The sequence below is a fragment of the Gilliamella apicola genome, from assembly GCF_003202655.1.
Classification (GTDB): Bacteria; Pseudomonadota; Gammaproteobacteria; order Enterobacterales; family Orbaceae; genus Gilliamella; species Gilliamella apicola_R.
Genome location: NZ_QGLR01000012.1, coordinates 1 through 26,038 on the forward strand (window position 1 = coordinate 1; position 26,038 = coordinate 26,038).

The 26,038-nt window shown below is 31.8% G+C and carries 32 protein-coding genes and 1 pseudogene; 4 read left to right on the forward strand and 29 right to left on the reverse strand.

The window, feature by feature from the left end; all coding sequences use genetic code 11:
- Positions 1-159: 159 nt before the first annotated feature.
- The 7 genes from DKK70_RS09740 to DKK70_RS09770 all read right to left on the reverse strand — a co-directional run bounded on the left by DKK70_RS09740 (position 160) and on the right by DKK70_RS09770 (position 8,919).
- A complete protein-coding gene (locus DKK70_RS09740) occupies positions 160-1,200 on the reverse strand; it encodes an SEL1-like repeat protein (RefSeq protein ID WP_110433831.1) in 1,041 nt (346 codons plus the stop codon).
- 306 nt (positions 1,201-1,506) lie between these two features.
- Complete coding sequence (locus tag DKK70_RS09745) at positions 1,507-3,213, reverse strand: tetratricopeptide repeat protein (RefSeq protein ID WP_110433832.1); 1,707 nt, start codon at positions 3,211-3,213, stop codon at positions 1,507-1,509.
- Between the two features lie 305 nt (positions 3,214-3,518).
- Positions 3,519-4,343 carry a tetratricopeptide repeat protein gene (locus tag DKK70_RS09750; RefSeq protein ID WP_110433833.1) on the reverse strand — a complete coding sequence of 275 codons (825 nt, stop codon included), beginning with the start codon at positions 4,341-4,343 and terminating at the stop codon, positions 3,519-3,521.
- 306 nt (positions 4,344-4,649) lie between these two features.
- On the reverse strand, positions 4,650-4,826 hold the full coding sequence (locus DKK70_RS09755; RefSeq protein WP_146210863.1) for an SEL1-like repeat protein: 177 nt from the start codon (positions 4,824-4,826) through the stop codon (positions 4,650-4,652).
- Entirely contained in the window at positions 4,775-5,905 is a 1,131-nt protein-coding gene (locus DKK70_RS09760; protein ID WP_110433835.1) for an SEL1-like repeat protein, read from the reverse strand. The genes DKK70_RS09755 and DKK70_RS09760 overlap by 52 nt, the downstream gene beginning before the upstream one ends.
- A 311-nt stretch (positions 5,906-6,216) precedes the next feature.
- Complete coding sequence (locus DKK70_RS09765) at positions 6,217-7,140, reverse strand: tetratricopeptide repeat protein (protein WP_110433836.1); 924 nt, start codon at positions 7,138-7,140, stop codon at positions 6,217-6,219.
- A 306-nt stretch (positions 7,141-7,446) separates the two neighbouring features.
- On the reverse strand, positions 7,447-8,919 hold the full coding sequence (locus tag DKK70_RS09770; RefSeq protein ID WP_110433837.1) for a tetratricopeptide repeat protein: 1,473 nt from the start codon (positions 8,917-8,919) through the stop codon (positions 7,447-7,449).
- Positions 8,920-9,577: 658 nt separating this feature from the next.
- Between DKK70_RS09770 and DKK70_RS09775 the strand changes: the two genes are divergently transcribed.
- A complete protein-coding gene (locus DKK70_RS09775) occupies positions 9,578-9,763 on the forward strand; it encodes an IS3 family transposase (RefSeq protein ID WP_110433838.1) in 186 nt (61 codons plus the stop codon).
- Between the two features lie 869 nt (positions 9,764-10,632).
- Here the strand turns inward: DKK70_RS09775 and DKK70_RS09780 are convergent.
- The 4 genes from DKK70_RS09780 to DKK70_RS09795 form a co-directional block, all read right to left on the reverse strand.
- A complete protein-coding gene (locus DKK70_RS09780; RefSeq protein WP_110433839.1) occupies positions 10,633-11,133 on the reverse strand; it encodes a GNAT family N-acetyltransferase in 501 nt (166 codons plus the stop codon).
- Positions 11,134-11,750: 617 nt separating this feature from the next.
- On the reverse strand, positions 11,751-12,149 hold the full coding sequence (locus tag DKK70_RS09785; protein WP_110433840.1) for a hypothetical protein: 399 nt from the start codon (positions 12,147-12,149) through the stop codon (positions 11,751-11,753).
- 742 nt (positions 12,150-12,891) lie between these two features.
- Positions 12,892-13,179 carry a hypothetical protein gene (locus tag DKK70_RS09790; protein ID WP_110433841.1) on the reverse strand — a complete coding sequence of 96 codons (288 nt, stop codon included), beginning with the start codon at positions 13,177-13,179 and terminating at the stop codon, positions 12,892-12,894.
- Positions 13,180-13,210: 31 nt separating this feature from the next.
- The gene (locus DKK70_RS09795; RefSeq protein WP_110433842.1) at positions 13,211-13,564 is read right to left on the reverse strand and encodes a hypothetical protein; all 354 of its coding nucleotides are present in this window, start codon (positions 13,562-13,564) and stop codon (positions 13,211-13,213) included.
- Positions 13,565-14,377: 813 nt separating this feature from the next.
- On the opposite strand from DKK70_RS09795, the gene DKK70_RS09800 reads away from it, so the two are divergent.
- The 3 genes and pseudogenes from DKK70_RS09800 to DKK70_RS17585 all read left to right on the forward strand — a co-directional run bounded on the left by DKK70_RS09800 (position 14,378) and on the right by DKK70_RS17585 (position 16,640).
- Entirely contained in the window at positions 14,378-15,541 is a 1,164-nt protein-coding gene (locus tag DKK70_RS09800) for a hypothetical protein (RefSeq protein ID WP_110433843.1), read from the forward strand.
- Positions 15,542-16,258: 717 nt separating this feature from the next.
- A pseudogene (locus DKK70_RS17580) lies at positions 16,259-16,503 on the forward strand (DUF4291 family protein).
- On the forward strand, positions 16,500-16,640 hold the full coding sequence (locus tag DKK70_RS17585) for a DUF4291 family protein (protein ID WP_146210865.1): 141 nt from the start codon (positions 16,500-16,502) through the stop codon (positions 16,638-16,640). The pseudogene DKK70_RS17580 and the gene DKK70_RS17585 overlap by 4 nt, the downstream one beginning before the upstream one ends.
- Positions 16,641-16,709: 69 nt before the next feature.
- Here DKK70_RS17585 and DKK70_RS09815 read toward each other — a convergent pair whose 3' ends face one another.
- The 18 genes from DKK70_RS09815 to DKK70_RS09900 form a co-directional block, all read right to left on the reverse strand.
- Positions 16,710-17,258 carry a hypothetical protein gene (locus tag DKK70_RS09815; RefSeq protein WP_110433844.1) on the reverse strand — a complete coding sequence of 183 codons (549 nt, stop codon included), beginning with the start codon at positions 17,256-17,258 and terminating at the stop codon, positions 16,710-16,712.
- 15 nt (positions 17,259-17,273) lie between these two features.
- Positions 17,274-17,477 carry a hypothetical protein gene (locus tag DKK70_RS17590; protein WP_110434104.1) on the reverse strand — a complete coding sequence of 68 codons (204 nt, stop codon included), beginning with the start codon at positions 17,475-17,477 and terminating at the stop codon, positions 17,274-17,276.
- A 206-nt stretch (positions 17,478-17,683) separates the two neighbouring features.
- Positions 17,684-18,013: a hypothetical protein gene (locus tag DKK70_RS09825; protein ID WP_110433845.1), complete on the reverse strand. Its 330-nt coding sequence runs from the start codon at positions 18,011-18,013 to the stop codon at positions 17,684-17,686.
- Positions 18,014-18,038: 25 nt separating this feature from the next.
- Positions 18,039-18,452 (reverse strand): hypothetical protein, encoded by a 414-nt coding sequence (locus DKK70_RS09830; RefSeq protein ID WP_110433846.1) that lies wholly within the window; start codon positions 18,450-18,452, stop codon positions 18,039-18,041.
- A gap of 72 nt (positions 18,453-18,524) precedes the next feature.
- Positions 18,525-18,797 carry a hypothetical protein gene (locus DKK70_RS17020; protein WP_110433847.1) on the reverse strand — a complete coding sequence of 91 codons (273 nt, stop codon included), beginning with the start codon at positions 18,795-18,797 and terminating at the stop codon, positions 18,525-18,527.
- A 274-nt stretch (positions 18,798-19,071) separates the two neighbouring features.
- Positions 19,072-19,533 carry a hypothetical protein gene (locus tag DKK70_RS09840; RefSeq protein WP_110433848.1) on the reverse strand — a complete coding sequence of 154 codons (462 nt, stop codon included), beginning with the start codon at positions 19,531-19,533 and terminating at the stop codon, positions 19,072-19,074.
- A 22-nt stretch (positions 19,534-19,555) separates the two neighbouring features.
- Positions 19,556-19,759 carry a hypothetical protein gene (locus tag DKK70_RS09845; RefSeq protein WP_110433849.1) on the reverse strand — a complete coding sequence of 68 codons (204 nt, stop codon included), beginning with the start codon at positions 19,757-19,759 and terminating at the stop codon, positions 19,556-19,558.
- Between the two features lie 11 nt (positions 19,760-19,770).
- On the reverse strand, positions 19,771-19,989 hold the full coding sequence (locus DKK70_RS09850) for a hypothetical protein (protein ID WP_110433850.1): 219 nt from the start codon (positions 19,987-19,989) through the stop codon (positions 19,771-19,773).
- A 706-nt stretch (positions 19,990-20,695) separates the two neighbouring features.
- A complete protein-coding gene (locus DKK70_RS09855) occupies positions 20,696-21,064 on the reverse strand; it encodes a hypothetical protein (RefSeq protein ID WP_110433851.1) in 369 nt (122 codons plus the stop codon).
- Between the two features lie 357 nt (positions 21,065-21,421).
- Positions 21,422-21,697 (reverse strand): hypothetical protein, encoded by a 276-nt coding sequence (locus DKK70_RS09860; protein WP_110433852.1) that lies wholly within the window; start codon positions 21,695-21,697, stop codon positions 21,422-21,424.
- Positions 21,688-22,059: a hypothetical protein gene (locus DKK70_RS09865; protein ID WP_110433853.1), complete on the reverse strand. Its 372-nt coding sequence runs from the start codon at positions 22,057-22,059 to the stop codon at positions 21,688-21,690. Before DKK70_RS09865 ends, DKK70_RS09860 begins: the two co-directional genes overlap by 10 nt.
- Before the next feature lie 540 nt (positions 22,060-22,599).
- Positions 22,600-22,959 carry a DUF7668 domain-containing protein gene (locus tag DKK70_RS09875; RefSeq protein WP_219999748.1) on the reverse strand — a complete coding sequence of 120 codons (360 nt, stop codon included), beginning with the start codon at positions 22,957-22,959 and terminating at the stop codon, positions 22,600-22,602.
- On the reverse strand, positions 22,952-23,134 hold the full coding sequence (locus DKK70_RS09880) for a hypothetical protein (protein ID WP_110433855.1): 183 nt from the start codon (positions 23,132-23,134) through the stop codon (positions 22,952-22,954). The genes DKK70_RS09875 and DKK70_RS09880 overlap by 8 nt, the downstream gene beginning before the upstream one ends.
- Positions 23,135-23,189: 55 nt before the next feature.
- The gene (locus DKK70_RS17595) at positions 23,190-23,495 is read right to left on the reverse strand and encodes an RHS repeat-associated core domain-containing protein (protein WP_110434105.1); all 306 of its coding nucleotides are present in this window, start codon (positions 23,493-23,495) and stop codon (positions 23,190-23,192) included.
- Between the two features lie 9 nt (positions 23,496-23,504).
- Complete coding sequence (locus tag DKK70_RS16800; RefSeq protein WP_181415978.1) at positions 23,505-23,669, reverse strand: hypothetical protein; 165 nt, start codon at positions 23,667-23,669, stop codon at positions 23,505-23,507.
- A 440-nt stretch (positions 23,670-24,109) separates the two neighbouring features.
- Positions 24,110-24,439: a hypothetical protein gene (locus DKK70_RS09890; protein WP_110433856.1), complete on the reverse strand. Its 330-nt coding sequence runs from the start codon at positions 24,437-24,439 to the stop codon at positions 24,110-24,112.
- 87 nt (positions 24,440-24,526) lie between these two features.
- Positions 24,527-24,889, reverse strand: a complete 363-nt coding sequence (locus DKK70_RS09895; RefSeq protein WP_375334983.1) for a hypothetical protein — start codon at positions 24,887-24,889, stop codon at positions 24,527-24,529.
- Positions 24,890-25,625: 736 nt separating this feature from the next.
- Positions 25,626-25,994 (reverse strand): hypothetical protein, encoded by a 369-nt coding sequence (locus DKK70_RS09900; protein ID WP_110433857.1) that lies wholly within the window; start codon positions 25,992-25,994, stop codon positions 25,626-25,628.
- Positions 25,995-26,038: the final 44 nt, after the last annotated feature.

Below are 26,038 nucleotides of genomic sequence, written 5' to 3' on the forward strand. Positions count from 1 at the left end.
AACGAGTTTTTCATAAAAAATCATTAATAGAATGGCTATTTTGAGCCAAATTAAAAATGCATCAAGGCATTATTGTTCTGTGGGAAAAAAAGAAAAAGCACTCATTGAGTGCTTTTTTGTGAAAAATGGTGATTTAAAGCGTTTTTTTAAATAATTTAATTATTCTGTTAGTTGCTTTAATTTGCTACAAGCCTCTTGAGAATCTCCATCGCAGGCTTGTTGGTAATAGTTTTGTGCTAAGGTTCTATTTTGCTCAACACCATCACCTTTATCATACAAAAGCGCTAAATTGTATTGGGCTTCAGATAATCCTTGTTCTGCTGCTTTTGTATACCAATATACTGCCTTTTGCTTATCTTTCTCTATGCCATCTCCTTCATCATACATAATCGCTAAATTATATTGGGCTTCAGATAATCCTTGTTTTGCTGCTTTTGTATACCAATATACTGCCTTTTGGTTATCTTGTTCTATACCATCACCGTTATAATACAGATCTCCTAAATTGTTTTGTGCAATGGAGTTACCTTGCTTCGCCGATTTTTTATACCAATAAAGCGCCTTTTGCTTATCTTGCTTTATACCATCACCTTCATCATACATAACAGCTAAATTATTTTGGCCATCAGCATCACCCTGCTCCGCCGCTTTTGTATACCAATAAATCGCCTTTTGCTTATCTTGCTTTATGCCTTCACCATTATCATACATAAAGCCTAAATTATTTTGGGCGCTAGCATCACCTTGTTTTGCTGCCTTTGTATACCAATAAAACGCCTTTTGGTAATCTTGCTCTATACCATCACCTTGATCATACATAAGAGCTAAATTATATTGGGCATCAGAATCACCCTGCTCCGCCGCTTTTGTATACCAATATACAGCTTTTTGTTTATCTTTCTCTATGCCATCTCCTTCATCAAACGTAACCGCTAAATTATATTGGGCTTTAGTATTACCTTGTTCTGATGCTTTTGTATACCAATAAAACGCCTTTTGTTTATCTTGCTCAACACCATCACCTTTATCATACATACTTGCTAAAAAATATTGGGCTTCAGCATTACCTTGCTCTGCTTCTTCTTTACAGGAGGTAAAGGCTTTTTCATAATTTTCCTTATACCAATATTCACTGCATTGATTTGCATACACGGCAAAAGAAAATAAGAGTGATAATATGACTAATAATCCTTTTTTCATGATTTTCCTTATACTATATTTATATAACAACGAAAACTTACTTATACATTTTTAAATGTTAGTTTAGGGATATTAACTACCAATGTATTTAGAAAATTTATACAAATTTATTAATAGAATTTTTATAAAAAAATCCGAGGAAACTATAACGAGTTTTTCAGAAAAAATCATTAATTGAATGGCTTTTTTGATCCAAATTAAAAATACATCAAGGCATTTTTGTTCTTGGGGAGAGAACAGAACAAGCACTCGTTGAGTGCTTGTTGTGAAAAATAGTGATTTAAGGTGTTTTTTGGAATAATTTAATTATTCTGTTAGTTGCTTTAATTTACTACAAGCATTTTTATGATACCATTCACAAGCTTGTTGGTAATACTTTTTCGCTAAGGATCTATTTTGCTCAATACCATTACCTTTATCATACATAACGGCTAAATTATATTGGGCGTTAACATCACCTTGTTCTGCTGCTTTTGTATACCAATATAACGCCTTTTGCTTATCTTGCTCTATGCCTTCACCTCTATCATAAGTGACCGCTAAATTATATTTGGCTTCAGCATCACCTTGTTCTGCTATTTTTGTATACCAATATAACGCTTTTTGCTCATCTTGCTCAGTGCCATTACCGAAATAATACATGTTCCCTAAATTTTTTTGTGCATTGGCATTACCTTGCTCCGCCGATTTTTTATACCAATAAAACGCTTTTTGTTTATCTTGGTCTATGCCTTCGCCTTCATCATACATATATGCTAAAAAATATTGGGCCTCAGCATTACCTTGCTCTGCTTCTACTTTACAGGGAGTAAAAGCTTTTTCAAAATTTTCAAAATCCTCCTTATACCAATACTCATTGCATTGATTTTCTTTTATTTTCTTTAATCTATTACAAGCCTCTTGTGAATACCCTTCACAAGCTAGTTGGTAATACTTTTTAGCTAAAGGTTTATCTTGCTCAACGCCATTACCATAATCATATTTAACCGCTAAATTATATTGAGCATCAGCATTACCTTTTTCTGCCGATTCTTTATACCAATATACCGCCCGCTTTTTATTTTGCTCTATGCCATCACCTTTATCATACATAAGTCCTAAATTGTTTTGTGCAATGAGGTTACCTTTATACGCTGCTTTTTTATACCAATAATACGCCTTTTGTTTATCTTGCTCTACGCCATCGCCGTCACTATACATAAGCGCTAAATTATATTGGGCGTCAGCATTACCTTGCTCTGCCGATTTTGTATACCAATAAAACGCCTTTTGCTTATCTTGCTCTATGCCATCACCTTTAAAATACATATCGGCTAAATTGTATCTCGCGCGGTAGACGCCTTGCTCGGCTGCTTTTGTATACCAATATAACGTTTTTTGTTTATCTTGCTCTACGCCATCGCCGTCATTATACATAAGCGCTAAATGATATTGGGCGTCAGCATTATCTTGCTCAGCTGATTTTGTAAACCAATAAAACGCCTTTTGCTTATCTTGCTCTATGCCATCACCTTTATAATACATATTGGCTAAATTGTATTTCGCGAGGTAATCACCCTGCTCCGCTGCTTTTGTATACCAATAAAACGCCTTTTGCTTATCTTGTTCTAAGCCATCACCGCTATAATACATATACGCTAAATAATATTGGGCATCAGTATTACCTTGCTCTGCCGCTTTTGTAGACCAATATGCAGCCTCTTGTTCATCTACTTCTTCACCTTCACCGTTATAATACATATACACTAAATAATATTGGGCTTCGGCGTTACCTTGCTCTGCCGCTTTTGTAGACCAATATACAGCCTCTTGTTCATCTTTTTCTACACCTTCACCGTTATAATACATATACGCTAAATAATATTGGGCTTCAGCATTACCTTGCTCTGCTTCTTCTTTACAGGAGGTAAAGGCTTTTTCATAGTTTTCCTTATGCCAATATTCATTGCATTGATTTGCATACCCTGCAAAAGAAAATAAGAGTGATAAGATGACTAAAAATCCTTTTTTCATGATTTTCCTTATATTATATTTATATTAACAACAAAAACTTACTTATACTTTTTAACTGTTTTTTAGGGATATTAACTATCAATGTATTTATAATAATTTATGCAGAATTATTATTAGGATTTTTATAAAAAATCTAAGAAAACTATAACGAGTTTTTCAGAAAAAATCATTAATAGAATGGCTATTTGGATCCAAATTGAAAACGCATCAACGCATTTTTGATCTTGGTGAGAGAACAGAACAAGCACTCGTTGAGTGCTTGCTGTGAAAAATGGTGATTTAAGGTGTTTTTGGGAATAATTTAATTATTCTGTTAGTTGCTTTAATTTACTACAAGCATTTTTATGAGACCATTCACAAGCTAGTTGGTAATACTTTTTCGCTAAAGATTTATTTTGCTCAATACCATTACCTTTATCATACATAACCGCTAAATTATATTGGGCTTCAGCATCACCTTGTTCCGCCGCTTTTGTAAACCAATATAACGCCTTTTGCTTATCTTGTTCTATGCCATCACCATTATCATACATAACGGCTAAATTGTTTTGCGCCCTAAGCCCACCTTGTTCTGCCGATTTTGTATACCAATAAAACGCCTTTTGTTTATCTTGCTCTATACCATCACCTTTATCATACATAACCGCTAAACTATATTGTACCCCAACATTACCTTGTTCCGCTAATTTTGTATACCAATATACAGCTTTTTGTTTATCTTGTTCTAAGCCATCACCTTTATCATACTTAACCGCTAATTCATATTGGGCGACACTCAAATCTTGCTCTGCCGCTTTTGTATACCAATATATTGCTTTTTGCTTATCTTGTTCTATTCCATCTCCTTCATCATACATAATCGCTAAACTATACTGGGCATAAGGATTATCTTGTTTTGCTGATTTAGTATAAAAATAAAACGCCTTTTGTTTATCCTGCTTTGTACCAAAACCTTCATCATACATAAACGCTAAATGATATTGGCCTTGAGCATCACCTTGCTCTGCATCTTCTTTACAGTAGGTAAAGGCTTTTTCATAATTGTTCTCATACCAATATTTACTGCATTGATTTGCATACCCAGCAAAAGAAAATAAGAGTGATAATATGACTAATAATCCTTTTTTCATAATTCTTCCTTATATTATATTTTTATTAACAACAAAAAGTTACTTATACTTTTTAACTGATTTTTAGGGATATTAACTACCAATGTATTTATAAAATTTATACAAAATTATTATTAGGATTTTTATAAAAAATCCAAGTAAACTATAACGAGTTTTTCACAAAAAATCATTAATAGAATGGCTATTTTGAGCCAAATTAAAAATACATCAACGCTTTTTAGATCCTGGGGAGAGAACAGAACAAGCACTCGTTGAGTGCTTGCTGTGAAAAATGGTGATTTAAGGTGTTTTTTTGAAATAATTTAATTATTCTGTTAGTTGCTTTAATTTACTACAAGCCTCTTGAGAATCTCCATCGCAGGCTTGTTGGTAATACTTTTTCGCTAAGGATCTATTTTGCTCTATACCATCACCTTTATCATGCATAACCGCTAAACGATATTGTGCTTCAGCATTACCTTGCCCGCCGCTTTTGTATACCAATATGCAGCTTTAATTTTATCCTTCAGTGTACCTTCACCTTCATAATACATAAACGCTAAATTATATTGGGCGATAGCAATATCTTGCTCTGCCGCTTTTGTAAACCAATATAACGCCTTTTGGTTATCTAGCTCTGTGCCTTCTCCTAAATAATACATAACCGCTAAATTATATTGGGCTTCAGCACCACCTTGTTCCGCCGCTTTTGTAAACCAATATAACGCCTTTTGCTTATCTTGTTCTATACCTTCTCCTTCACCATACATAGTTCCTAAATTGTTTTGGGCCTCAGCAAATCCTTGTTCTGCCGATTTTGTATACCAATAAAACGCCTTTTGTTTATCCTGCTCTGTACCTCTTTCTTTATAATACATAACCGCTAAATTATGTTGTGCCTTAGCCAATCCTTGCTCTGCGGCTTTTGTATACAAATAAAACGCTTTTTGCTTATCTTGTTCTATTCCATCTCCTTCATCATACATATACGCTAAATTATGTTGTGCTTCAGCAAATCCTTGCTCTGCGGCTTTTGTATACCAATAAAACGCCTTTTGGTTATCTAGCTCTGTGCCTTCTCCTAAATAATACATAACCGCTAAATTATGTTGTGCGTCAGCAAATCCTTGTTCTGCCGATTTTGTATACCAATAAAACGTCTTTTGTTTATCCTGCTCTATACCTGCTCCTTTATAATACATAATCGCTAAATTGTATTGGGCGTTAGCAAATCCTTGTTCTGCCGATTTTGTAAACCAATAAAACGCCTTTTGGTTATCCTGCTCTATACGTGTTCCTTCATAATACATAATCGCTAAAGTATATTGAGCATTCGCTAATCCTTGTTCTGCGGCTTTTGTATACCAATAAAACGCTTTTTGTTTATCCTGCTTTGTACCATAACCTTCATCATACATATACGCTAAATAATATTGGGCTTCAGCATTACCTTGTTCAGCCACTTTTTTACAGGGAGTAAAGGCTTTTTTATAATTTTCCTTATGCCAATATTTACTGCATTGATTTGCATACCCAGCAAAAGAAAATAAGAGTGATAATATGACTAATAATCCTTTTTTCATATTTTTTCCTTATATTATATTTATATTAACAACGAAAACTTACTTATGCTTTTTAACTGTTTTTTAGGGATATTAACTATCAATGTATTTAGAAAATTTATACAAAATTATTAATAGGATTTTTAGAAAAATCCAAGAAAACTATAACGAGTTTTTCACAAAAAATCATTAATAGAATGGCTATTTTGATTAAGATTAAAAATACATTAACTCATTTTTATCTTGGGGAAAAAACAGAACAAGCACTCGTTGAGTGCTTGTTGTGAAAAATGGTGATTTAAGGTGTTTTTTGGAATAATTTAATTATTCTGTTAGTTGCTTAAATTTACTACAAACATTTCATGATTCCCTTCATAAGCTAGTTGGTAATACTTTTTAGCTAAAGATTTATTTTGCTTAACACCATCTCCTTTATCATACATAACCGCTAAATTGTATTGGGCGTCAGAATCACCCTGCTCCGCCGCTTTTGTAAACCAATATACCGCCTTTTGTTTATCTTGTTCTACGCCATTACCTTCATAATACATAAACGCTAAATTATATTGGGCGATAGCAATATCTTGCTCTGCCGCTTTTGTAAACCAATAAAACGCCTTTTGCTTATCTTGTTCTATGCCGTGACCTTTATCATACATAACCCCTAAATTAGATTGTGCATAGGGGTAACCTTGCTCCGCAGCTTTTGTACACCAATATACTGCCTTAACTTTATCTTGTTCTGTATCATCACCTTTACCATATATAATCGCTAAATTATATTGGGCCATAGCAATATCTTGTTCTGCCGCTTTTGTAAACCAATATATTGCTTTATCTTTATCTTGCGCTGTGCCTTCACCTTGATAATACATTATTGCTAAATTATATTGCGCCTTAGATACTCCTTGTTTTGCTGCTTTTGAAAACCAATAAAACGCTTTTTGTTTATCTTGCTCTATGCCATCACCTTCATCATACATAATCCCTAAATTATATTGAGTTTCAGCATAACCCTGCTCCGCGGCTTTTGAAAACCAATAAAACGCTTTTTGCTTATCTTGCTCTATGCCATCACCTTTATTATACATAACCCCTAAATTGTGTTGTGCTTCTGAATCACCTTGTTCTGCTTTTTCCTTAAAAGAAGTAAAAGCTTTTTCGTAATTTTCCTTATGCAAATATTTGCTGCGTTTATTTGCATTCCCGGCAAAAGGAAATAAGCGTGATAATATGTTTAATAATGACTTTTTCATGATTCTCCTTATGTTATATTAATATTAACAACGAAAACTTACTTATAATTTTTAAATGTTAGTTTAGGGATATTAACTATCGATGCATTTATAAAATTTATACAGAATTATTAATAGGATTGTTATAAAACAATCCAAGGAAACTATAACGAGTTTTTCAGAAAAAATCATTAATAGAATAGATATTTTGATTAAGATTAAAAATACATTAACTCATTTTTATCTTGGGGAGAGAACAGAACAAGCACTCGTTGAGTGCTTGTTGTGAAAAATGGTGATTTAAGGTGTTTTTTTGAAATAATTTAATTATTCTGTTAGTTGCTTTAATTTACTACAAGCCTTTTGATAATCTCCATCGCAGGCTTGTTGGTAATACTTTTTCGCTAAGGATCTATTTTGCTCAATACCATCACCTTTATCATGCATAACCGCTAAACGATATTGTGCTTGAGCATCACCTTGTTCCGCCGCTTTTGTATACCAATATGCAGCTTTAATTTTATCCCTCTGTGTACCTTCACCTTCATAATACATAAACGCTAAATTGTATTGGGCATCAGCAAATCCTTGTTCTGCCGATTTTGTATACCAATAAAACGCCTTTTGGTTATCTAGCTCTGTGCCTTCTCCTAAATAATACATAATCGCTAAATTGTATTGTGCCTCAGCTAATCCTTGTTCTGTGGCTTTTGTATACCAATAAAACGCCTTTCGCTTATCTAGCTCTATGCCTTCTCCATTATAATACATATTTCCTAAATAATATTGGGCATCAGCATCACCTTGTTCTGCCGATTTTGTAAACCAATAAAACGCCTTTTGGTTATCCTGCTCTATACGTGTTCCTTCATAATACATAATCGCTAAAGTATATTGAGCGTTCGCTAATCCTTGTTCTGCGGCTTTTGTATACCAATAAAACGCCTTTTGGTTATCTAGATCTGTGCTTTCTCCTAAATAATACATAACCGCTAAATTATGTTGTGCGTCAGCAAATCCTTGTTCTGCCGATTTTGTATACCAATAAAACGTCTTTTGTTTATCCTGCTCTATACCTGCTCCTTTATAATACATAATCGCTAAATTGTATTGGGCGTTAGCAAATCCTTGTTCTGCCGATTTTGTATACCAATAAAACGCTTTTTGTTTATCTTGTTCTATTCCATCTCCTTCATCATACATAACCGCTAAATTATGTTGTCCCTTAGCAAATCCTTGTTCAGCCGATTTTGTATACCAATAAAACGCCTTTTGCTTATCTTGTTCTATGCCATCACCATTATCATACATAATTCCTAAACTATTTTGGGCGTTAGCAAATCCTTGTTCTGCCGATTTTGTATACCAATATACAGCTTTAACTTTATCTTGCGCTGTACCTTCACCGAAATAATTCTTTATCCCTAAATTGTTTTGGGCAATAGAGTTACCTTGCTCTGCGGCTTTTGTATACCAATATATTGCTTTTTGCTTATCTTGTTCTATGCCATCTCCTTCATCATACATATACGCTAAATTATGTTGTGCTTCAGCAAATCCTTGTTCTGCGGCTTTTGTATACCAATAAAACGCTTTTTGTTTATCCTGCTTTGTACCGTAACCTTCATCATACATATACGCTAAATAATATTGGGCTTCAGCATTACCTTGTTCAGCCACTTTTTTACAGGGAGTAAACGCTTTTTTATAATTTTCCTTATGCCAATATTTACTGCATTGATTTGCATACCCGGCAAAAGAAAATAAGAGTGATAATATGACTAATAATCCTTTTTTCATAATTTTTCCTTATATTATATTTATATTAACAACGAAAACTTACTTATGCTTTTTAACTGATTTTTAGGGATATTAACTACCAATGTATTTAGAAAATTTATACAAAATTATTAATAGGATTTTTAGAAAAATCCAAGAAAACTATAACGAGTTTTTCACAAAAAATCATTAATAGAATGGCTATTTTGATTAAGATTAAAATACATCAACGAATTTTTTTATCCTAGGAGAGAACAGAAAAAGGGGATTTAAGTCGGCTTTTGAAGTATGGAATGTCGACATGTTTTCATACAGCAAATTTAAGGGGTAACGCTATATCAATAAGGTAAAACCCGCAGTGAATTAGTTTTACAGAATTGTGTTAGCCATCAGCATTAGAGAGATGACCAACACAATACTCCACAATAGGTTCATGCCAAACTAAAGATAATCGAAGTACTGAAGATAATGAGTTACTCACCCAGCGCAAAGAGAACAAACGGTTATTGATGGAAAACGATATCTTCTAGCAAGCCACACTGATAATGGCACGAAAATCGCAGTAATACCATCAAATCAACATCACCATTGATTAAGTTGGTTGGGTCGATGTTTAGCTATAGCAAGGCATTACTTTTATTATCAGTGCCAAACATGCCTTAAGAAAAAGTTTTAAAGTATGCACAAAAGATTCAATTTATTTTTTAATCATAGCTATCAATCTTATGGTACGCGAAGAATACGAAAAGCGTTGTCAAATCAAGGCATAATCGTATCGCGTCGTGATGTGGCTAACGTAATGAAAGCATTATCATTGAAATCAGGATATACCGCGAAACGGTATAAAAACAGTTCTTCTCTCTAAAGTATCATTACACAAAACCAATCAATTGGCCTTTAAAATTGCGTACGGCTTTGAGCATTTTTAATATCAGAAACGATTGTGGTTTAAATTAGCATAGCCTTTTTTTTCGCACGGTGTTTATTTTTAGCTGCAAGTATATTCCAGTTGAAACAGAAAGATAGGAGTACAATCAAAAACCAGGTGCCTTTTTATAGAATCAAAGATAAATTTTTTCTTCTAAATAAAAAGATTAGTCTTATTTTTAGTAGTTTAAAGGGGATACTTTCGGGAGTTGGCGGATAAACCGCCCGTGAACGGAGTCACTGTTGGTTTACTAATTTTTCAAATGGACTTGTAGTGGTCAAGTATTTTCGTACACCAATTTAGCTTGCGCAGCAATGGCCGGTGGTAAACCGGCATTAAAACTAGGTAGGTGTTTTAAAACTATGTGGACGTATTAAAACTATGTGGGCGTATTAAAACTATGTGGCCGTATTAAAACTATGTGGCCGTATTAAAACTATGTGACCGTAGTTGGTCAAAGAAAAATCGGGATTTATTTTTTCATGATAGGTAAACCAGATGTGTATCTCTTTTTCTGCTATCTTCATAAGGTTTTTTACTTATTCTTTGCTTTCGTAAATACGGTTTAATTTAAAACGTCATTAACTGAACAAATCCAAGCACATCTTCTAGGCAGCTTAATGAACTTTGATATCAAACAAGGGGGATCTGTACAGCAGAAAAGTTGCCTTAAAACAGGGAAATGGCAATAAATAGTCACTTATCTAGAGGTATTTAGGTTTAAATATAAGCCCAAATACCTCAAAAAAGTGCAGTTAGAAATTTAGTTTGAGTGGAGTTTTACTGTACAAAGGCCGCAATAAAAATTAAAGTGGTTTATACATATGGTAATTTATCAGTACCTGATTTTTTCTGTATATTTTGTTAGTCCGTTTTATTTTAAAACCCCATTTTTGGAAAACTGGCATGGCCACTTTTGAAGCATCTACAGTTAATTGTGAAAAATTTTTCTGGTGGGCCAAGTCAAGTATATGGTCATAGAGTTTTCTTGCTACGCCACGCTTTTGAAAGTCAGGATGCACGTAAAAACAGTCTATGTAACCATCATCTTTAAGTTCAATAAACCCAGCAAGGCGTGAGCCAAAGATAGCCATCCAAGGCTGAGTGTTATCTAAACGTTTTAACCACATCTGATAATCTGGAGGTGTTGGGCTCCATGCTTCTTGCTCTGCTTTGCTATAAATATCGGTATCAATAGCATGAATAGTCGAATGAAACAAATCGCATATTGCAGTAGCATAGAGTGGTGAGTATAGTTTTACTGCGATTTTAGATGCCACATTACCCAACGTGTTCCCTACTTTCATTATGATTGGCTCCAACAAGACTTTGCACTTCATTATCGCCAACATTAACAAAACGGGCTTGCGTACTAATAGCTTCGTCAGTATCCACATTAATAGCTTACTGTGGTTTGCGCCATGTTCTGCTTTTTTTAACTTTACCTTTACCAAAGGCTTTAAAGTCTGTCGCGACAATAACGAAACAGCGAATAGCCCTTTCGATTTATTGCTATATTTGGCGTAAATTGTCTTTGAATGTTTATTGATATTGGACGGATGATATTAGTGTAACATCCAGCTACTTGCAAGCCAACTCGAAAAAGCCTTGCCGTGCAGATAACAGCATAGAGAATGTCCCCCCTCCATCATCAAGGTAGTTTCAAGCGCGGTATTAAAATACTGGAAGTCTCCACGCATACTATTAAGTTTTATATTGTCACGTAACTATAGCTAAATCAGATTGTTACTAGTAAGTCGGATGGGGGCTTTAGCGATGTTGGTGCCGGTTTCGGGGCTATAGTGACAGAAAAGTTTTTTAACCCTAACCAATCTTGTTATGTGGTATTGAGTATTTTAATTTCTATAATTAAACTTTCCGATTGCCTAAAGTAGAGATAAAAAAGCTGTCTAAAGTAGATCGCCTATTTTAAAATTGTGTAGTTTTTAATTATCTCATTATACTTTATATAGCACTTTTCAATAAAATTTTTGGTTTCATTTAATATGTTTTCCAGATTACTAATTATATGAAACTCTTCAAAAATATTTCCATCTGATGTATAAAACTGCCCTTTTATTTCTATTCTTTGATTATCATATTCTCTATATGAAATCTCTATATCTAAAAGATCAATATCTTTCTCATTTAAAACTTCTTCTTTTAATAAAAATTCTAAATATTTGATATGTTTATATACATTCCCTTGATTATCTTTTTCATATTGATCTTCAATATGAACTTTTTTAATTTCTTCTCGATTTTGAAACTTTTCTTTTCCGAAAAGAAAATATTCATTGAGTAAAAATGTTACTTTATCCATAATTCATATCTTGTGTACAGGTAACTTTTGCATCTTGTAAAGCTTCTGTAAAACTAGACTTATTACCCTATAACCCGACGGGCTCTTTCCGCAAATAAAACCCAGTATTTGCGGCGTAGTATCTGAAACTGTCACAATAGAGTCCTGCTAGTTCCTCATCCTCATAATGACCAAGCTGCCTGAAAGGTTAGAAATGTTTATTGTGAAAGCTATCTTCCCAGATCCTACCATAAATATCAAACACTACCTGCAAACAAGCTTTCCTTATTTATCGTAAACCTGATCGGGTCTTTCAAAATAATCAGATAGAATAAAGTAGCTGTTTTCATCCTAAATTTTTAGCAGTCGCCGCGAAACTTCCATCTGCATACAATCAAGTAGTAACATTATGGATTTATTCAGATTTATCCAAAATAAGTAATCCTAAATCATCAGGTAGAATTTAAGATCGCTCACTTAGCTCATAGCTCTATTAGGTAATAGAACATTATGCCCTCAAAGAAGGAATAAATTTTTGAATTAACAGTTTAGCCGTTCTTCTTAAAGCATCATAAGCAAAGGGAATCAATTGGCCTTTAGGATTGCGTACGGCTTTGAGCATGCCAATGTAACGAACTTACCAACAGTCATAAGACTTTAGCCTTATTAAAATCCTTATTCCCGAGGACGAACAGGAACTATTGGATAAGTTGGACAGTTAAATAAACAAAAAATCCTACTTTTTGATTTGGATTCTTCTTTTTTAAGGCATTCTCATTAAACTTTCTCTTAATCTATTAATTAAGTCTTTTGATTTAAGACATTCCAGTGGAGTTAAATAATCTAATACAGGGGCTTTATAATTTAACCATTCTTCATAATTTTTGCCAATTTTACCATACACAACTTTAGCTAGATCAGTATGATTGTTTAATAAAGTTAATAAATTTATCTTTTTTTCATCTAAATAATTCTTATTCCATATATCTTCAAATGAATGAACAAAACTTTCCCATTTATCTCCTATATAGTATTTTTCTAATTCATACATAATTTATAATCCATTAAATATTATAATATTATTACCTGCAATATCTTGTGCAGAAGGCGCTAGTATCCAGCAAAACCGTTAGATTTTGCAAAATCTCCAAGTTTTGAGTAACATCATAATTACCGCTTAGGGCTATAATATCATCTAAAGATACATTAAGTTTATTCCTAACATTTGGATCTATTAAATCTAATACATTCTCTAATGAAAATTCTTTTGTTACTAAAACCTTATCCCCTAATGGAAGGTAACATGTAATTTCTTTATAAGCTGTTTGTAGGCTTATCCTAGCATAAACACCACCTACTCTAGGTTTAGTATCTCTATGATTAACCGCAACATTCCATTGACGGCGAGTCCAAATTGAAGAAACTCTATCCGGCATATCATCTCAATATGCACTCCCTTCCACTTTTTTACCAGATAACCCACAATTTTCCAACCCGAACAGGCAACCTCGGTATTCGAGTCGAAGACATACACATATAAATTGGGGTTATTCCTACCAAGTCCTATAGGATCTTTGCTCATATTGCGATGATTCCTTTTTGTTGATGAGAAAATAATGAGCCTACGCAAGTTGTGCAATATCCTTAACAGTAAGGTAAAAATTAACGTTTTTTCATCCTAATCAGTCATCAATATGCCTCCAAATTATTGCGTTTAATGGTCAAAATAAAAAACTGCAAATGGGGCCAATGATCTTAAAATTTGCACGAATTGATAATTAGAAGAAAAGAATAGCTGACCAAGAGTTAAAACTGATAGATACATATAAAAACCATAACACTTAATTGTTGTACCCCAAAAGTGGTACAAACGATTTTTAGCAAATACATTTAACATAGTTAAGCTATGGCTAAATTAGTGATTAATGTAAGTTCACAACCTCAATAAAATTAACATCAAATTATTGGTACTAAAGTTTGTTACCTGATAAGGAAAGAAAAGTCATGTAAAAAGGTATTTTTTTAATTAATGTTTTTTATAATTGATATTTTTTTTAATATTTTTTGACTTTAATGGACTGGTGAAATATTCTACATTTAGATTTATTTATCAGCAATTAAAATACTAGACTTTAGTTTATATTGATTTTTTAGTGAAAGGTCTAGCATTTTTTATAAAAAAATTAATCTTAACTTAATTTTTTATAAAATATATCGGTTTCTAATACTCAAAACTAACTAGGATTAAGATGGTTAAAAAATTATATTCAAGACAAAAAAGAAAAAAACTGAAATTTTATGAGGAAAATTTATTCAAATTCATTAAGTTTTTATTCACAATATTAACCCCTTTTTTAGGGTTGGTTTTAGTATGGTGTTTTTTGAGTAGTATAGATCGAACTGATGTTTTCCAACAAATCGCTTTTGGTAATCAAGCTACCTTTATGCCTCTTATTGTCTTTTATATCTGTATGTTCTCTATTGTTTATTTAAGCGCCGTCCCGAGTTTTATGTTTGTATTTTTTCCTAAAATTCTTATTAGTGAAGATTTACCTTTTGTTTTTTCAAGTAAACGGGCATTTATAGAACAAATTATAGTACTAATTATTCTACATTTTTTTGTTATTACTATATCAATTTTTTTACTAGCGATAATCTGTTTCAATATGTATATAACCTTAGTTGTTTCCGCTTTGGTGTATTTGCTTTATTCAAAAGGTTACTTTTATATTAGATATGGGATAAAAATTCATAATAAATTAGTTTTTATTAATTTTTTTTCCGCGTATTTTTCATTTTTACTAATTAGGTGGTTTTTCTTGCATATCACGGGTGCTAAATTTGAATCATCTAATGAGAGTTCGCTTTGGGGTTTGCTTGGGATTTTTCTTTGGCTTACATTGATTTATGCTATATTGCTAATTGTTTTATATCTTCCTGCAATTATATATTACATGTTCTATAATTCATATAAAATAATTCTAAGTTGTATAGCTTTTTTAATCTTAGTTATTTCGTTTGTTTTAGCTATTTTTTATAATAACCTTTTTCATAATATATTTGAACAATACTTAATTATAGATAGAACCCCTTATGTAGCTATTTTGAATAAAAATGATTTTGCGAAAAATATTTTTTATGATCCAATTTGGGAGCTTAAGGATTTAGATGAAGATAGTAATTTTTATCTTTTAAGAGGAGAAAAATTTTTCAATTTATCTTCATACACTCTTTTTTGCCCATTAGATACTTATAAATATTTTAAATCTAGCCCATCTAAAATAAACTTTAAAGATTATACAAAACATTGTAGAGTGCTAAATATTGATGAAGTTATGTTTGAAGAACTTAAAATAGGTAAGCTTAAACGTAGAGTGAGACATATAAGTAAATTGAAGTATTTTACTCGCTAGTTTGTTAATTTTGATAAAGTGATTTTAATAAATGGATATTTGAATTATAAATATAAATTTAAGAATATATAGTCATAAATTTTATAGCCAGCTTATAGATAATAGCTGTCATAAAGTTAAATGCTTTTAATTTATAATTGATATTTTAATATGCATAATTGATCTTAAGTTAGTTTAGGTGTTTATATCAATAACTAATTATATAATCAAAGATAAATTTTTTCTTACAAATAAAATAAAAAGATTAGTCGTATTTTTAATAGTTTATAGAGGATGCTTTCGGGAGTTGGCGGATAAACCGCCCGTGAACGGCGTCACGGGTGGTTTTCTTGTTTTCAAATAAACTTCGTCGCCGTGACACGATGCACCAGTCTACAAGCAAAAAACAGAAGCTTTAGCAGATGCGCCAGCAGACGAAGAAACAGCGGATGAGGAGAAGCAAAACACGTGAAGAGCGCGAGATTAACCAAGCGTTAGCCAAGCTGGAGCGCAAGCATCGAAACCGAGTTTGAGCGTTGACTAATGCCTTCTACAACTCATGCGTTCTCTTATTCCCGAGGACGAACTCGAACTCTTAGATAAGCTGAATGCTTAAAAAAACAATAAAGCCAACTCAAAAAGTTGAATTTTATTTATATTTGTATTCTATTAAAGATAAAGAAATAAGAGTTGTTTTATAAAGAAACAATAACGGTATATCAAGCATAGAGAAAAGAAATTGCTTTACCTGCTGTAAAGGCTCAAACTTTTGTACCTCCCTTTAAAGTTGAAAGAATGACTTGGATTAAACCTTCTTTTTATCGATGATGTACAGATCTGGATGTGCTGAGGAGAAAGAACAAGAACATATATTAGCAATTAAAATAAAACGAGAAGGTTTTAATAGGCTTTGGAAAATGTCTGTTTATTTATTTTTAAAAAGCATATTTATAAAACTTATGAAAATTAAAAAGGGAAATTGAACAATACAGTTGTTCGTATTCAGTGGGATCCTGAAAAAAGTATTAAACTGGAGAATTTAGATTATAAATCTATTCAAATAGGGTTAAAGGGTGGAGCTGTTAAAAAATATCTAAAAAGATTGGATTGTTCAAATTGATGATATTACAGATTTTTTTAAAGAAATACACTAACTCATTTTAAATAATGAACTAGAAAATCAAATGAATTATTGAAGCGGATTAAATTCAGTTTTTTGTATTAGAGTTTTAGCTGTATTATTTAATTCTTCATAAGGAGAATCGAAATATTGCTTTAAGATACCTAATATCTCATTATTGATACCTACTTTATATAAATTCCAAAGACATTTTTTCCAGATTGGAACCATAAATGTTTCTATATTTTCAGTATCCTGTTCTTGAAATTTATTAATATGCAATATTTTTAGATAATATTTAATATTACCCTTACATACCTCTAATGAATCTAAAATTCTTTCTAATAGGTAATAAGGTACCCATATTTTATCAATTAATTGCTTATAAACCTTATCAATATTCTTATTTATATATTCTTCATCATATAAATACTCTATAATATCTAAGCTTACTTCTACTTGCTCAACATTCTCTCTAGCAATCGAATCCAATAAATTTAAGTAAAAATAATCGATACTTTGTCTTAAATCTATAGAATATTCACTATAAAATTTATCCAAATCTATTTTATTAGTTAGCAACTTATAGATTAACTGTTGTTCTTCAGCTGTAATCATTATTATAAAATTTGATTATTTACCTTCAATCTTAACATTTTCAAAAGATACACTATTTTCATTAAATGTATCAAGACTTTTTCCTGTTTGAAATATATTCCCAACAAGTCCGATAGGGTCTTTGCTTATATAAGCTCCTGAATTACTTTCGTAATATCGGAAACGGTTACAATAGCGTCCTCTAAGTTCCTCATCCTCATCCTCATACTGACCAAACAGCCTAAAAAGTTAGAAATGCTTATTGTTAAAGCTATCTTCCCGTATTCTAGATAAATATCAAACTCTACTTGTCAAATAAGCTTGCCTGTTTCATCGTAAGCTTGATTCAATGCTTAAAAAACAACAAGCCAACTTATAAAAGTTGGCTTGTTATTTTATATTGAAAATTTATTATCACATTGGTTTTACCAACAAATAATAAATAACTACATCCACCTATTAGTCGAAGTATTAGCATAAAATAAATCAAAATATTTTTGATCTATTATTTTCATACTTTCTAAAGAACCAAGTAGATTTTCAGATATTTCTAAATCTTCAGCACAACCTGAGTATTTTGTTAAAAAATTTATAAATTTAACTAATAACTCATTTTTATCTTCTTGTGTTAAAGAATTATCATTATAAAATTGCTCAATTATAATTTTTATTTTTTGTTTTTCTTTAACATTATCTTCATAAGTTGCATTGAGATTCTGATAGAATATATCCCATTCGTTTGCTATTTCTTCTAATAATCTTAAATATTTTTGCATAGTCTAAATATTTTTAGCTTATTTTTTAGTTTTCCAGAAATAAATCTCGTTTAGATTTATTTTTGGCATCATTTACTCTCTCTTTTTTTATATTAAAATAGTTTACAGCTTTATTATATATTTCTTCATTACATTGAAGAGAAAAAATAATTTTATCTTTTTGATTTTTAATCATAAACGTATCTTTATTAAAATATAGTTTAGCATCTCTTATATTAATTAAACCTTTTTTTCCAACTAATCTTGATGAATATTGAAATATAATATTTTCATCATTTATATTAATAAAACCACACTCTTCAGATTGAGAATAGATAGTTAGGTTTAAAGAGTGATAATCTTCCTTATAAGATTTGATATAAAATTTAGGTTTTAAAAATGAAAACATAATTAATAAAGATATTATTAAAAAAATTATTAGTGAAATTAACTTAAACATTTAATTTTAGATTTTAAAGAATCTATTTTTTAGCTAATGTAGCAGGCGTAACCCATTTATACCAAGACATTTTTATTCTTTTATATCTGCTTCTTGAGTGGCAACGTACGCAAAACTTGCACATTGCCTATCTCGTAAATTATATCCATTAATTGATGTGCTACCAGCTTTAAACTCTTTAATATATTGTTTCAAATTATACATTTGTGTTCCATCTATATCATAAAATACTGAATGCAAATTAGAACTATTTAAATACTTTATATGATTATAACTTAGTTCTCTAGGAATATCTGCAATCCTAATTTTAGGTATTTTATTATAATTAAAACAATCTCTAGGCACTGTCCAATATAAGTAGTAGTTCCATTCTCTGTTACTCCTATTAGGGCATGGCCACAAAGTCGTAAGTATTAGAATATCTAATTAATTTCTAACTTAACCCAAATGGAGCGACCCACGTATTGCTATCAAACTGCTGCACTAAAATACTTTCCAATACTAGCCAGTTTTGTAATGAGGTATTGAGTAGTTGGATTTCTATTATTAGGCTTTCTGATTGCATAGGGCAAAAATAAAAGAAAAAAGCCAACTTTTATAAGTTGGCTTGTTCATTTAATTATTCTAATTTTGGTAGCCTATAACCATCATTTATAAATCTATTATTCTCAAAAACTATTACATCCCATAAATTGTTATATCTTGGCGCCAAATTAAAACATATCCAATTATTATTTTTACACAATTGCACCTTATTACTTTTTACATTTTCATATAATTCATTAAGAGGCAAAAACTGCATATTTCTTCGTTCAAAATATGCTGAATAATAAACTATCAACCAAGACCATTCTGAATCACTACTCATTTTATAAAAAGCATCAATTATCTTTTTTTTATCAAAATTTGGATTATTTTTCAAATATTCATCTATTTTAAATGTTGCAGAAATAATATCTGTGGGCATGTATGCTTCATTCAATCGAATTTCATATCCATTTTGACCTGTCAAATAATCAAATATTTGATCTTTCTGAACTGCTTGAATAAATAATTCATTAATGTCTTTTCTTATAACCATTTTTATAATACTTTTGTAATTATTACTTAATAAACGGTACCTGATCTACCACTACTTCTGCAATACCTCCAGAGGCTGTACCTACCGGTATAAATAACGCATTATCTCCTGATAAATCAGACGATGGAAGTCTAAAATTATGATCTGTAGGTTTAGGTATAGCTATCTTATATGACTCTCTTTTACCTTGCCAATCTTTTGCAAGTATACCTAATCCTTTTTTCAATCACAGAAATATCACCATTTGCTTTTTTTCAATGAATCATCTAGTTGACTTGTTGGAGCGACGAGCTGTCCATCTGGTCTAGCTAAATGGCTTTTTCCTTTACCAAAAAAATCATAAGCATCTCCTGTCATCAAAAAAGAAGCTCCAGAATCAAAATCTGAATGAACTCCACACTCACTTAATCCCATTGGGTCAACCGCTGCATTAGAGTCGTATACATAAGCATACAAATTTGGATTATTCCTAGCAAGTCTTATAGGGTCTTTGCTTATATAAGTTCCTGAATTACTATCCTAATATCGGAAATGGTTGTGATCTAACTTGATGCATCCTTTTTCTTCGCGCGAGGTTTTTCTTTTAGCTTCAACTCTGTTTCAGTTGAAACAGAAAGATAAAAGTACAATCAAAAAAAACAGATACCTTTTCATAGAATCAAAGATAAATTTTTTCTTCCAAATGAAATAAAAAGATTAGACGTATTTTTAGTTGTTTATAGGGGATGCTTTTAGGAGTTGGCTGATAAACAACTAAAAAACGTACGAGGTCTTTTGTAACTCGTTACAAAAACGAGTTTTAAGCGGTGTTGCAAGCAGTAAAGCGAGAGTGCAAGTGCGGGCGGTGTGATCTTGCCAAAAATAAAATCCATTCCTTAGACTATTTGGGCGAATAAACTGCCCGTGAACGGTGTCACAGGTGGTTTACCTATTTTCAAATGAACTTCGTCGCCGCGACACGATGCACCAGTCTACAAGCAAAAAACAGAAGCTTTAGCAGATGCGCTAGCAAACGAAGAAACAGCGGATGAGGAGAAGCGAAACACCTGAAGAGTGCAAGGGTAAGCAAGCGTTAGTAAAGCTGGAGCGCAAGCACCGGAACAGAGTTTGAGCGCCGACGAATGCCTTTTTAAAATAAGTTTTATTCTTCCCCTTTTAATAATCAATTATTATTTTTATAGGTAAATAGTAAAGTTTTACTTTCTGCTTCATAAACCCGAATTTCATTTTTTATTGTACTACCAATATATTCTATAAAATCAAATACAGGCTTTAATTCTTCCATTGTTAATGAATAAACAGAACTAGTGAATAGAGAGATAACATTTTCACCTTTGTACTCTGAGATAAGCTCCAAATTAAGTGAGATTATTTTTAATTGATTTTCAATATTAGAATGCTCAAAATTTAAATCTCCTTTTTCGAAATATTCAATAGCATACTTCTGTTCTAAAATACTTTTTAATACTAGCCAGTTTTGTAATGAAGTATTGAGTAGTTGGATTTCTATTATTAGGCTTTCTGATTGCATAAGGCAAAAATAAAAGAAAAAAAGGCAACTCATAAAAGTTGGCTTTTGTTTTTTTTGTAAACTTCAAAAAAGTAATAAGGTAGTACCTTATTAATGTATCTTTGGTGAACTAAACGTAATTGATGTTTTGAAATCGGGTTGTTTTTTAGTGATGGATTCTTTATATAAAGTAACTCCAATAAGTTTTCCATCTAAAAAGTAATTACACTCATAATCACACTATTAGAAAATATACTAACTATTGTCATAGCCGGACTATCACTTTTTAGGTACACTACATCACCTCTTTTATTTCTTCATAATTTTTTGATTATAAGATTATATATTCATTAACTAATTCATTATTTTAGTGAAAGTTTATTGATCAAGAAAAAAACGACTTTTGATATTTCCTTGTCTACATAGTTTACATATACGTTCAAGTATTAGCTTTTTGTTCTTTACTTCTGAGGTAGTATTATTTTTATTTATTTGAATTAAACTTTCTGGATAAATTGCAATATCATAATCTTCACTTACTACCATCTCACTATCTATAAAGTATTCATTATTATTTGCATCAAAATATTCTATTCCAGATCTTCCTTTAATTACAATATAGTCTTCTGCTATTTCATCTTTAATTATGGCCATGTTCCTGTTTTTAATTTGTTAGAATTTATATCTCTAATTTCTGTTGTTAATCCTTTTTTGTCAAGAATTAGTTTTTCTATTTTTTTCCATACACTATCAGCCCGTCTATATCGAGAGGAATCAATAAAAGCAATTGTATGTGTTCGAGATTTTGGAGTAGAAGCAGCAAAATCAGCTGAAGTTTTTTTCCATAATGATTCAGCATCAACCCAATCCATATCTTTAGTCCAAGCTTCCAAAGCTTTCCCTTGTGGTGTCATTTCAAGAATAGTTCCTCCAATACTTTCTGCATATTCTTGAGCAGTTTGTTGAGTTAGTCTCCCTCCAGACCAAAAAACTTTTATTTTTTTATCCAACCCCACGGGGCGACCATCGTATTGGAGTCATGAGTATAAGCATACAAATTTGGGTTATTCCCAGCGAGTCAGATAGAGTCTTTGCTTATATAAATTCCTGAATTACTATCGTAATATCGGAAACGATTGTGGTCTAACCCTGTGCATCCTTTTTCTTCGCGCGAGGTTTTACTTTTAGCTTCAACTCTGTTTCAGTTGAAATAAAAAGATAAAAGTATAATGAAAAAAACAGATACCTTTTCATAGAATCAAAGATAAATTTTTGGAATGTCTACACTTTTTCATACAACAAAATTAAGGGGTAACTGTTTATTAAATGCCATCGGCGTCAAATAACCTAATGATGAATGCAGCCGATTTGTTTAAAGACCCAGTAATGCTCCAAAGGCTCGCTGAACTCGACAGAATGGACAACACCGAAAAAAGCCATATTCTGCACGTGCTCGACGGTTTTATTAAATCCGTAAAACTTAAAAATATTGCTGCACTGTAAAATAAACAAAGCCACTCATTTGAGTGGCTTTAATGTTTGTATACAATTCAGTTTTACAAGACTCTTATATCATTAATTTCAATTTTTGGCACTCCATTGTCGTTATAGCAAGACAATGACAATGTTAAATCACTTCTCCCTTCCTCTTTTGTCCAAAGGGGTAAATAAATATCAATTCTATTTTCAGAGGTAATATCGTATGCTTCTGCTATTGAGAATGCCTTATCAGGCAATGAAACAATAGTACATCCGTAATCGTCAATAACTCTTTTCAAATCTTCAATATTAACTCTTCCGTTTTGCCCATTGGTCTTAATTAAATCATATTCTTTGTTCGAAATACGAATTACTAACTTTTTTATAAGTGGCTTATATTGTTCAATCTTTTGTTCCATAGTAATGATTTTATCCACATCCTTTTCTATTTCTAGGACGACGTGTAACTGTATCTTTTGTTACACCAATAGACTCGAAATATTTATCTGCGTCAAGAATTGCTGCCCGTGCTTGTTCTAGTGATAAACCTACTTCTCTTAGAGCTCGATAACCAATTCTTCGTTCTGCTCCATATGTTCCTCCTCCTGCCATTCTTTGGCTTGTGTTGCTTTATAGTGCGGAGTTCCTATTTGCGTAGAAGGACCTTCTAACTGAACGCCAGGTGCTTTATTGGTATCGTATTCTGGTAATCTCTAATGGCTGCATCTTGAATTACGTAATGAGCATCTTTTAATCCTGCAGAGCGTAATTCCCCAATGGGTGTCGTAGCTCCTTCTAATCCCAATAGATCAACCCAAGTGTTTGTATCTTTCACATAGGCATAAAAATTAGGCTGACCGCTGAGTAACCCAATGGGGTCTTTGCTTATATAGGTTCCTGAATTACTTTCGTAATATCGGAAACGATTATAATAGCGTCCTCCAAGTTCCTCATCCTCATACTGACCAAGCAGCCTGAAAGGTTAGAAATGCTTATTGTTAAAGCAATCTTCCCAGATTCTACCATAAATATCAAACGCAACCTGCCAAACAAGTTTTCCTTTTTCATCGTAATCCTGAGCGGGGCTTTCAAAATAATCAGATAGAATAAAGTAGGTGTTATCATCCGATATTTTAGCAGTTGGCACTAAACTTCCATCTTCATACAGCCAAGTAATAACGTTATGGGGCGGTTCAGTGTAACTATCCCCTAAAATAGTAGATAAAAAAGTAGAAACTTCTCTATAATATTTTTATGACAACCCTAAACAAAAAGGTCGATTTTTCAAAATAAGAAATTCAACAATTTCTAACCACATTAAACCATTTTAAACATTTTGAAGATTACCAGCAGCTAGGTTATACGCTGCATTCAGTTGGTAATATTATGCCAACAGCTTTACTGGCAGAAACGGAATGCAAAAGCCTTACCCTTTGCCACAAACCGCTGGACTTATACAATATCTTTACCCTTATTAAAATCCTTATTCCCAAGGACGAACTCGAACTTTTGGATAAGCTCAATGCTTAAAAAATAAAAAAACCAACTTTAAATGTTGGCTTTTTTGTTTCTTATAAGCAATTACGTCTAACCTTTTATTATTTCAAATTTTGGAAATTGTTCTATAACAAATTTTAATCTATCAGTAATATCTATTATATGCTGATCATTACCTTTAGAAAGCACATCATTTATTTCTAAGCTAAACAAATCTAATTGCTCTGGATTTTGCATAATTCCAAAATAAAAACCTAATATATTATCGGTATAAATAAAAGGAACTTCATCACGTAAGTAATTGTCTAACCCGTAAAACATTTCTTCTTTATCAAAAATTAACTTAGATAATATATTACCTACTTTAATAATATCTTTTTCAGAATATTTAAAAATTACATTTCCTTTAAAATATTTCATTTTTATTGATTAATTTAATATTATACTTATAAAATATTTGCACACCTTCATCTATTAAACTCCCTATTTTTCCTGATTTAAATATCCTTATATCCATAGGTTTTTAGGGTCAAATCTATATCCAGAAAAACTATCAATAAACACATTTTCCATTTCATTAACAATATCACCTGCTCCAGTTTTTCTCATTCCCCGCCACCAATCATTTTTAGAAAATACATCTGAATCATATAGTTTGTCAATAACAATAAAAACATCAATATTTGTGGGATCAAAAGGTGCATTTCCTTTATGAGGGCCTTTTACGCCTGTTGCGGCAGAACCTCTAAAACCTATTTGAGCATTAGGAGCTAGTTTCTTAATTTTATCTTCAAAATCTTTTAAAATACTTTGTATTTTTTTATTGACATCTTTAAATCCACACTCATTTAACCCGAACGGGTCAACCATCGTATTTGAGTCGTGAGTATAGGCGTATAAATTCGGGTTATTCCCTGCGAGTCCGATGGGGTCTTTGCTAATGTAGGAACCTGTTTCAGGAGAGTAGTACCGGAAACGGTTGTGATCTAACTTGGTGCATCTTTTTTCTTCGCGCGAGGTTTTACTTTTAGCTTAAACTCTGTTCCAGTTGAAACAAAAAGATAAAAGTATAATGAAAAAAAACAGATACCTTTTCATAGAATCAAAGATAAATTTTTTCTTCCAAATAAAATAAAAAGATTAGACGTATTTTTAGTTGTTTATAGGGAATGCTTTTAGGAGTTGGCTGATAAACAACTAAAAAACGTACGAGGTCTTTTGTAACTCGTTACAAAAACGAGTTTTAAGCGGTGTTGCGAGCAGTAAAGCGAGAGTGCAAGCGCAGGCGGTGAGATCTTGCCCAAAATAAAATCCATTCCTTAGACCATTTTGGCGAATAAACTGCCCGTGAACAGCGTCACAGGTGGTTTACCTATTTTCAAATGAACTTCGTCGCCGTGGCGCGCTGCACCAGCCTACAAGCAAAAAAGATAAGCTGTGGCGGATGCTTCAGCAGACGAAGAAAAAACGGATGAGGAGAAGCGAAACACGTGAAGAGTGCAAGGGTAAGCAAGCGTTAGTAAAGCTGGAGCGCAAGCACCGGAACAGAGTTTGAGCGCCTACGAATGCCTTTTTAAAATAAGTTTTATTCTTCCCCTTTTAATAATCAATTATTATTTTTATAGGTAAATAGTAAAGTTTTACTTTCTGCTTCATAAACCCGAATTTCATTTTTTATTGTTCTACCAATATATTCTATAAAATCAAATACAGGCTTTAATTCTTCCATTGTTAATGAATAAACAGAACTAGTGAATAGAGAGATAACATTTTCACCTTTGTACTCTGAGGTAAGCTCCAAATTAAGTGAGATTATTTTTAATTGATTTTCAATATTAGAATGCTCAAAATTTAAATCTCCTTTTTCGAAATATTCAATAGCATACTTCTGTTCTAAAATACTTTTTAATACTAGCCAGTTTTGTAATGAAGTATTGAGTAGTTGGATTTCTATTATTAGGCTTTCTGATTGCATAAGGCAAAGCTAAAAATAAAAAGCCAACTTTTTAAAGTTGGCTT

What these genes read in the sequence shown, in the direction of transcription:
- DKK70_RS09880 (WP_110433855.1), bottom strand. Translation starts at nt 23,134, where the DNA reads ATGGCAGGAGGAGGAACATATGGAGCAGAACGAAGAATTGGTTATCGA.
- DKK70_RS09800 (WP_110433843.1), top strand. Translation starts at nt 14,378, where the DNA reads ATGGTTAAAAAATTATATTCAAGACAAAAAAGAAAAAAACTGAAATTT.
- DKK70_RS09825 (WP_110433845.1), bottom strand. Translation starts at nt 18,013, where the DNA reads ATGCAAAAATATTTAAGATTATTAGAAGAAATAGCAAACGAATGGGAT.
- DKK70_RS09785 (WP_110433840.1), bottom strand. Translation starts at nt 12,149, where the DNA reads ATGGATAAAGTAACATTTTTACTCAATGAATATTTTCTTTTCGGAAAA.
- DKK70_RS09740 (WP_110433831.1), bottom strand. Translation starts at nt 1,200, where the DNA reads ATGAAAAAAGGATTATTAGTCATATTATCACTCTTATTTTCTTTTGCC.
- DKK70_RS09790 (WP_110433841.1), bottom strand. Translation starts at nt 13,179, where the DNA reads ATGTATGAATTAGAAAAATACTATATAGGAGATAAATGGGAAAGTTTT.
- DKK70_RS09860 (WP_110433852.1), bottom strand. Translation starts at nt 21,697, where the DNA reads ATGGCCATAATTAAAGATGAAATAGCAGAAGACTATATTGTAATTAAA.
- DKK70_RS09815 (WP_110433844.1), bottom strand. Translation starts at nt 17,258, where the DNA reads ATGATTACAGCTGAAGAACAACAGTTAATCTATAAGTTGCTAACTAAT.
- DKK70_RS09895 (WP_375334983.1), bottom strand. Translation starts at nt 24,889, where the DNA reads ATGGTTGACCCGTTCGGGTTAAATGAGTGTGGATTTAAAGATGTCAAT.
- DKK70_RS09765 (WP_110433836.1), bottom strand. Translation starts at nt 7,140, where the DNA reads ATGAAAAAGTCATTATTAAACATATTATCACGCTTATTTCCTTTTGCC.
- DKK70_RS09780 (WP_110433839.1), bottom strand. Translation starts at nt 11,133, where the DNA reads ATGAAAGTAGGGAACACGTTGGGTAATGTGGCATCTAAAATCGCAGTA.
- DKK70_RS09795 (WP_110433842.1), bottom strand. Translation starts at nt 13,564, where the DNA reads ATGCCGGATAGAGTTTCTTCAATTTGGACTCGCCGTCAATGGAATGTT.
- DKK70_RS09750 (WP_110433833.1), bottom strand. Translation starts at nt 4,343, where the DNA reads ATGAAAAAAGGATTATTAGTCATATTATCACTCTTATTTTCTTTTGCT.
- DKK70_RS09840 (WP_110433848.1), bottom strand. Translation starts at nt 19,533, where the DNA reads ATGGTTATAAGAAAAGACATTAATGAATTATTTATTCAAGCAGTTCAG.
- DKK70_RS09770 (WP_110433837.1), bottom strand. Translation starts at nt 8,919, where the DNA reads ATGAAAAAAGGATTATTAGTCATATTATCACTCTTATTTTCTTTTGCC.
- DKK70_RS09855 (WP_110433851.1), bottom strand. Translation starts at nt 21,064, where the DNA reads ATGCAATCAGAAAGCCTAATAATAGAAATCCAACTACTCAATACTTCA.
- DKK70_RS09900 (WP_110433857.1), bottom strand. Translation starts at nt 25,994, where the DNA reads ATGCAATCAGAAAGCCTAATAATAGAAATCCAACTACTCAATACTTCA.
- DKK70_RS09745 (WP_110433832.1), bottom strand. Translation starts at nt 3,213, where the DNA reads ATGAAAAAAGGATTTTTAGTCATCTTATCACTCTTATTTTCTTTTGCA.
- DKK70_RS09830 (WP_110433846.1), bottom strand. Translation starts at nt 18,452, where the DNA reads ATGTTTAAGTTAATTTCACTAATAATTTTTTTAATAATATCTTTATTA.
- DKK70_RS09760 (WP_110433835.1), bottom strand. Translation starts at nt 5,905, where the DNA reads ATGAAAAAAGGATTATTAGTCATATTATCACTCTTATTTTCTTTTGCT.
- DKK70_RS09890 (WP_110433856.1), bottom strand. Translation starts at nt 24,439, where the DNA reads ATGAAATATTTTAAAGGAAATGTAATTTTTAAATATTCTGAAAAAGAT.
- DKK70_RS09775 (WP_110433838.1), top strand. Translation starts at nt 9,578, where the DNA reads ATGCACAAAAGATTCAATTTATTTTTTAATCATAGCTATCAATCTTAT.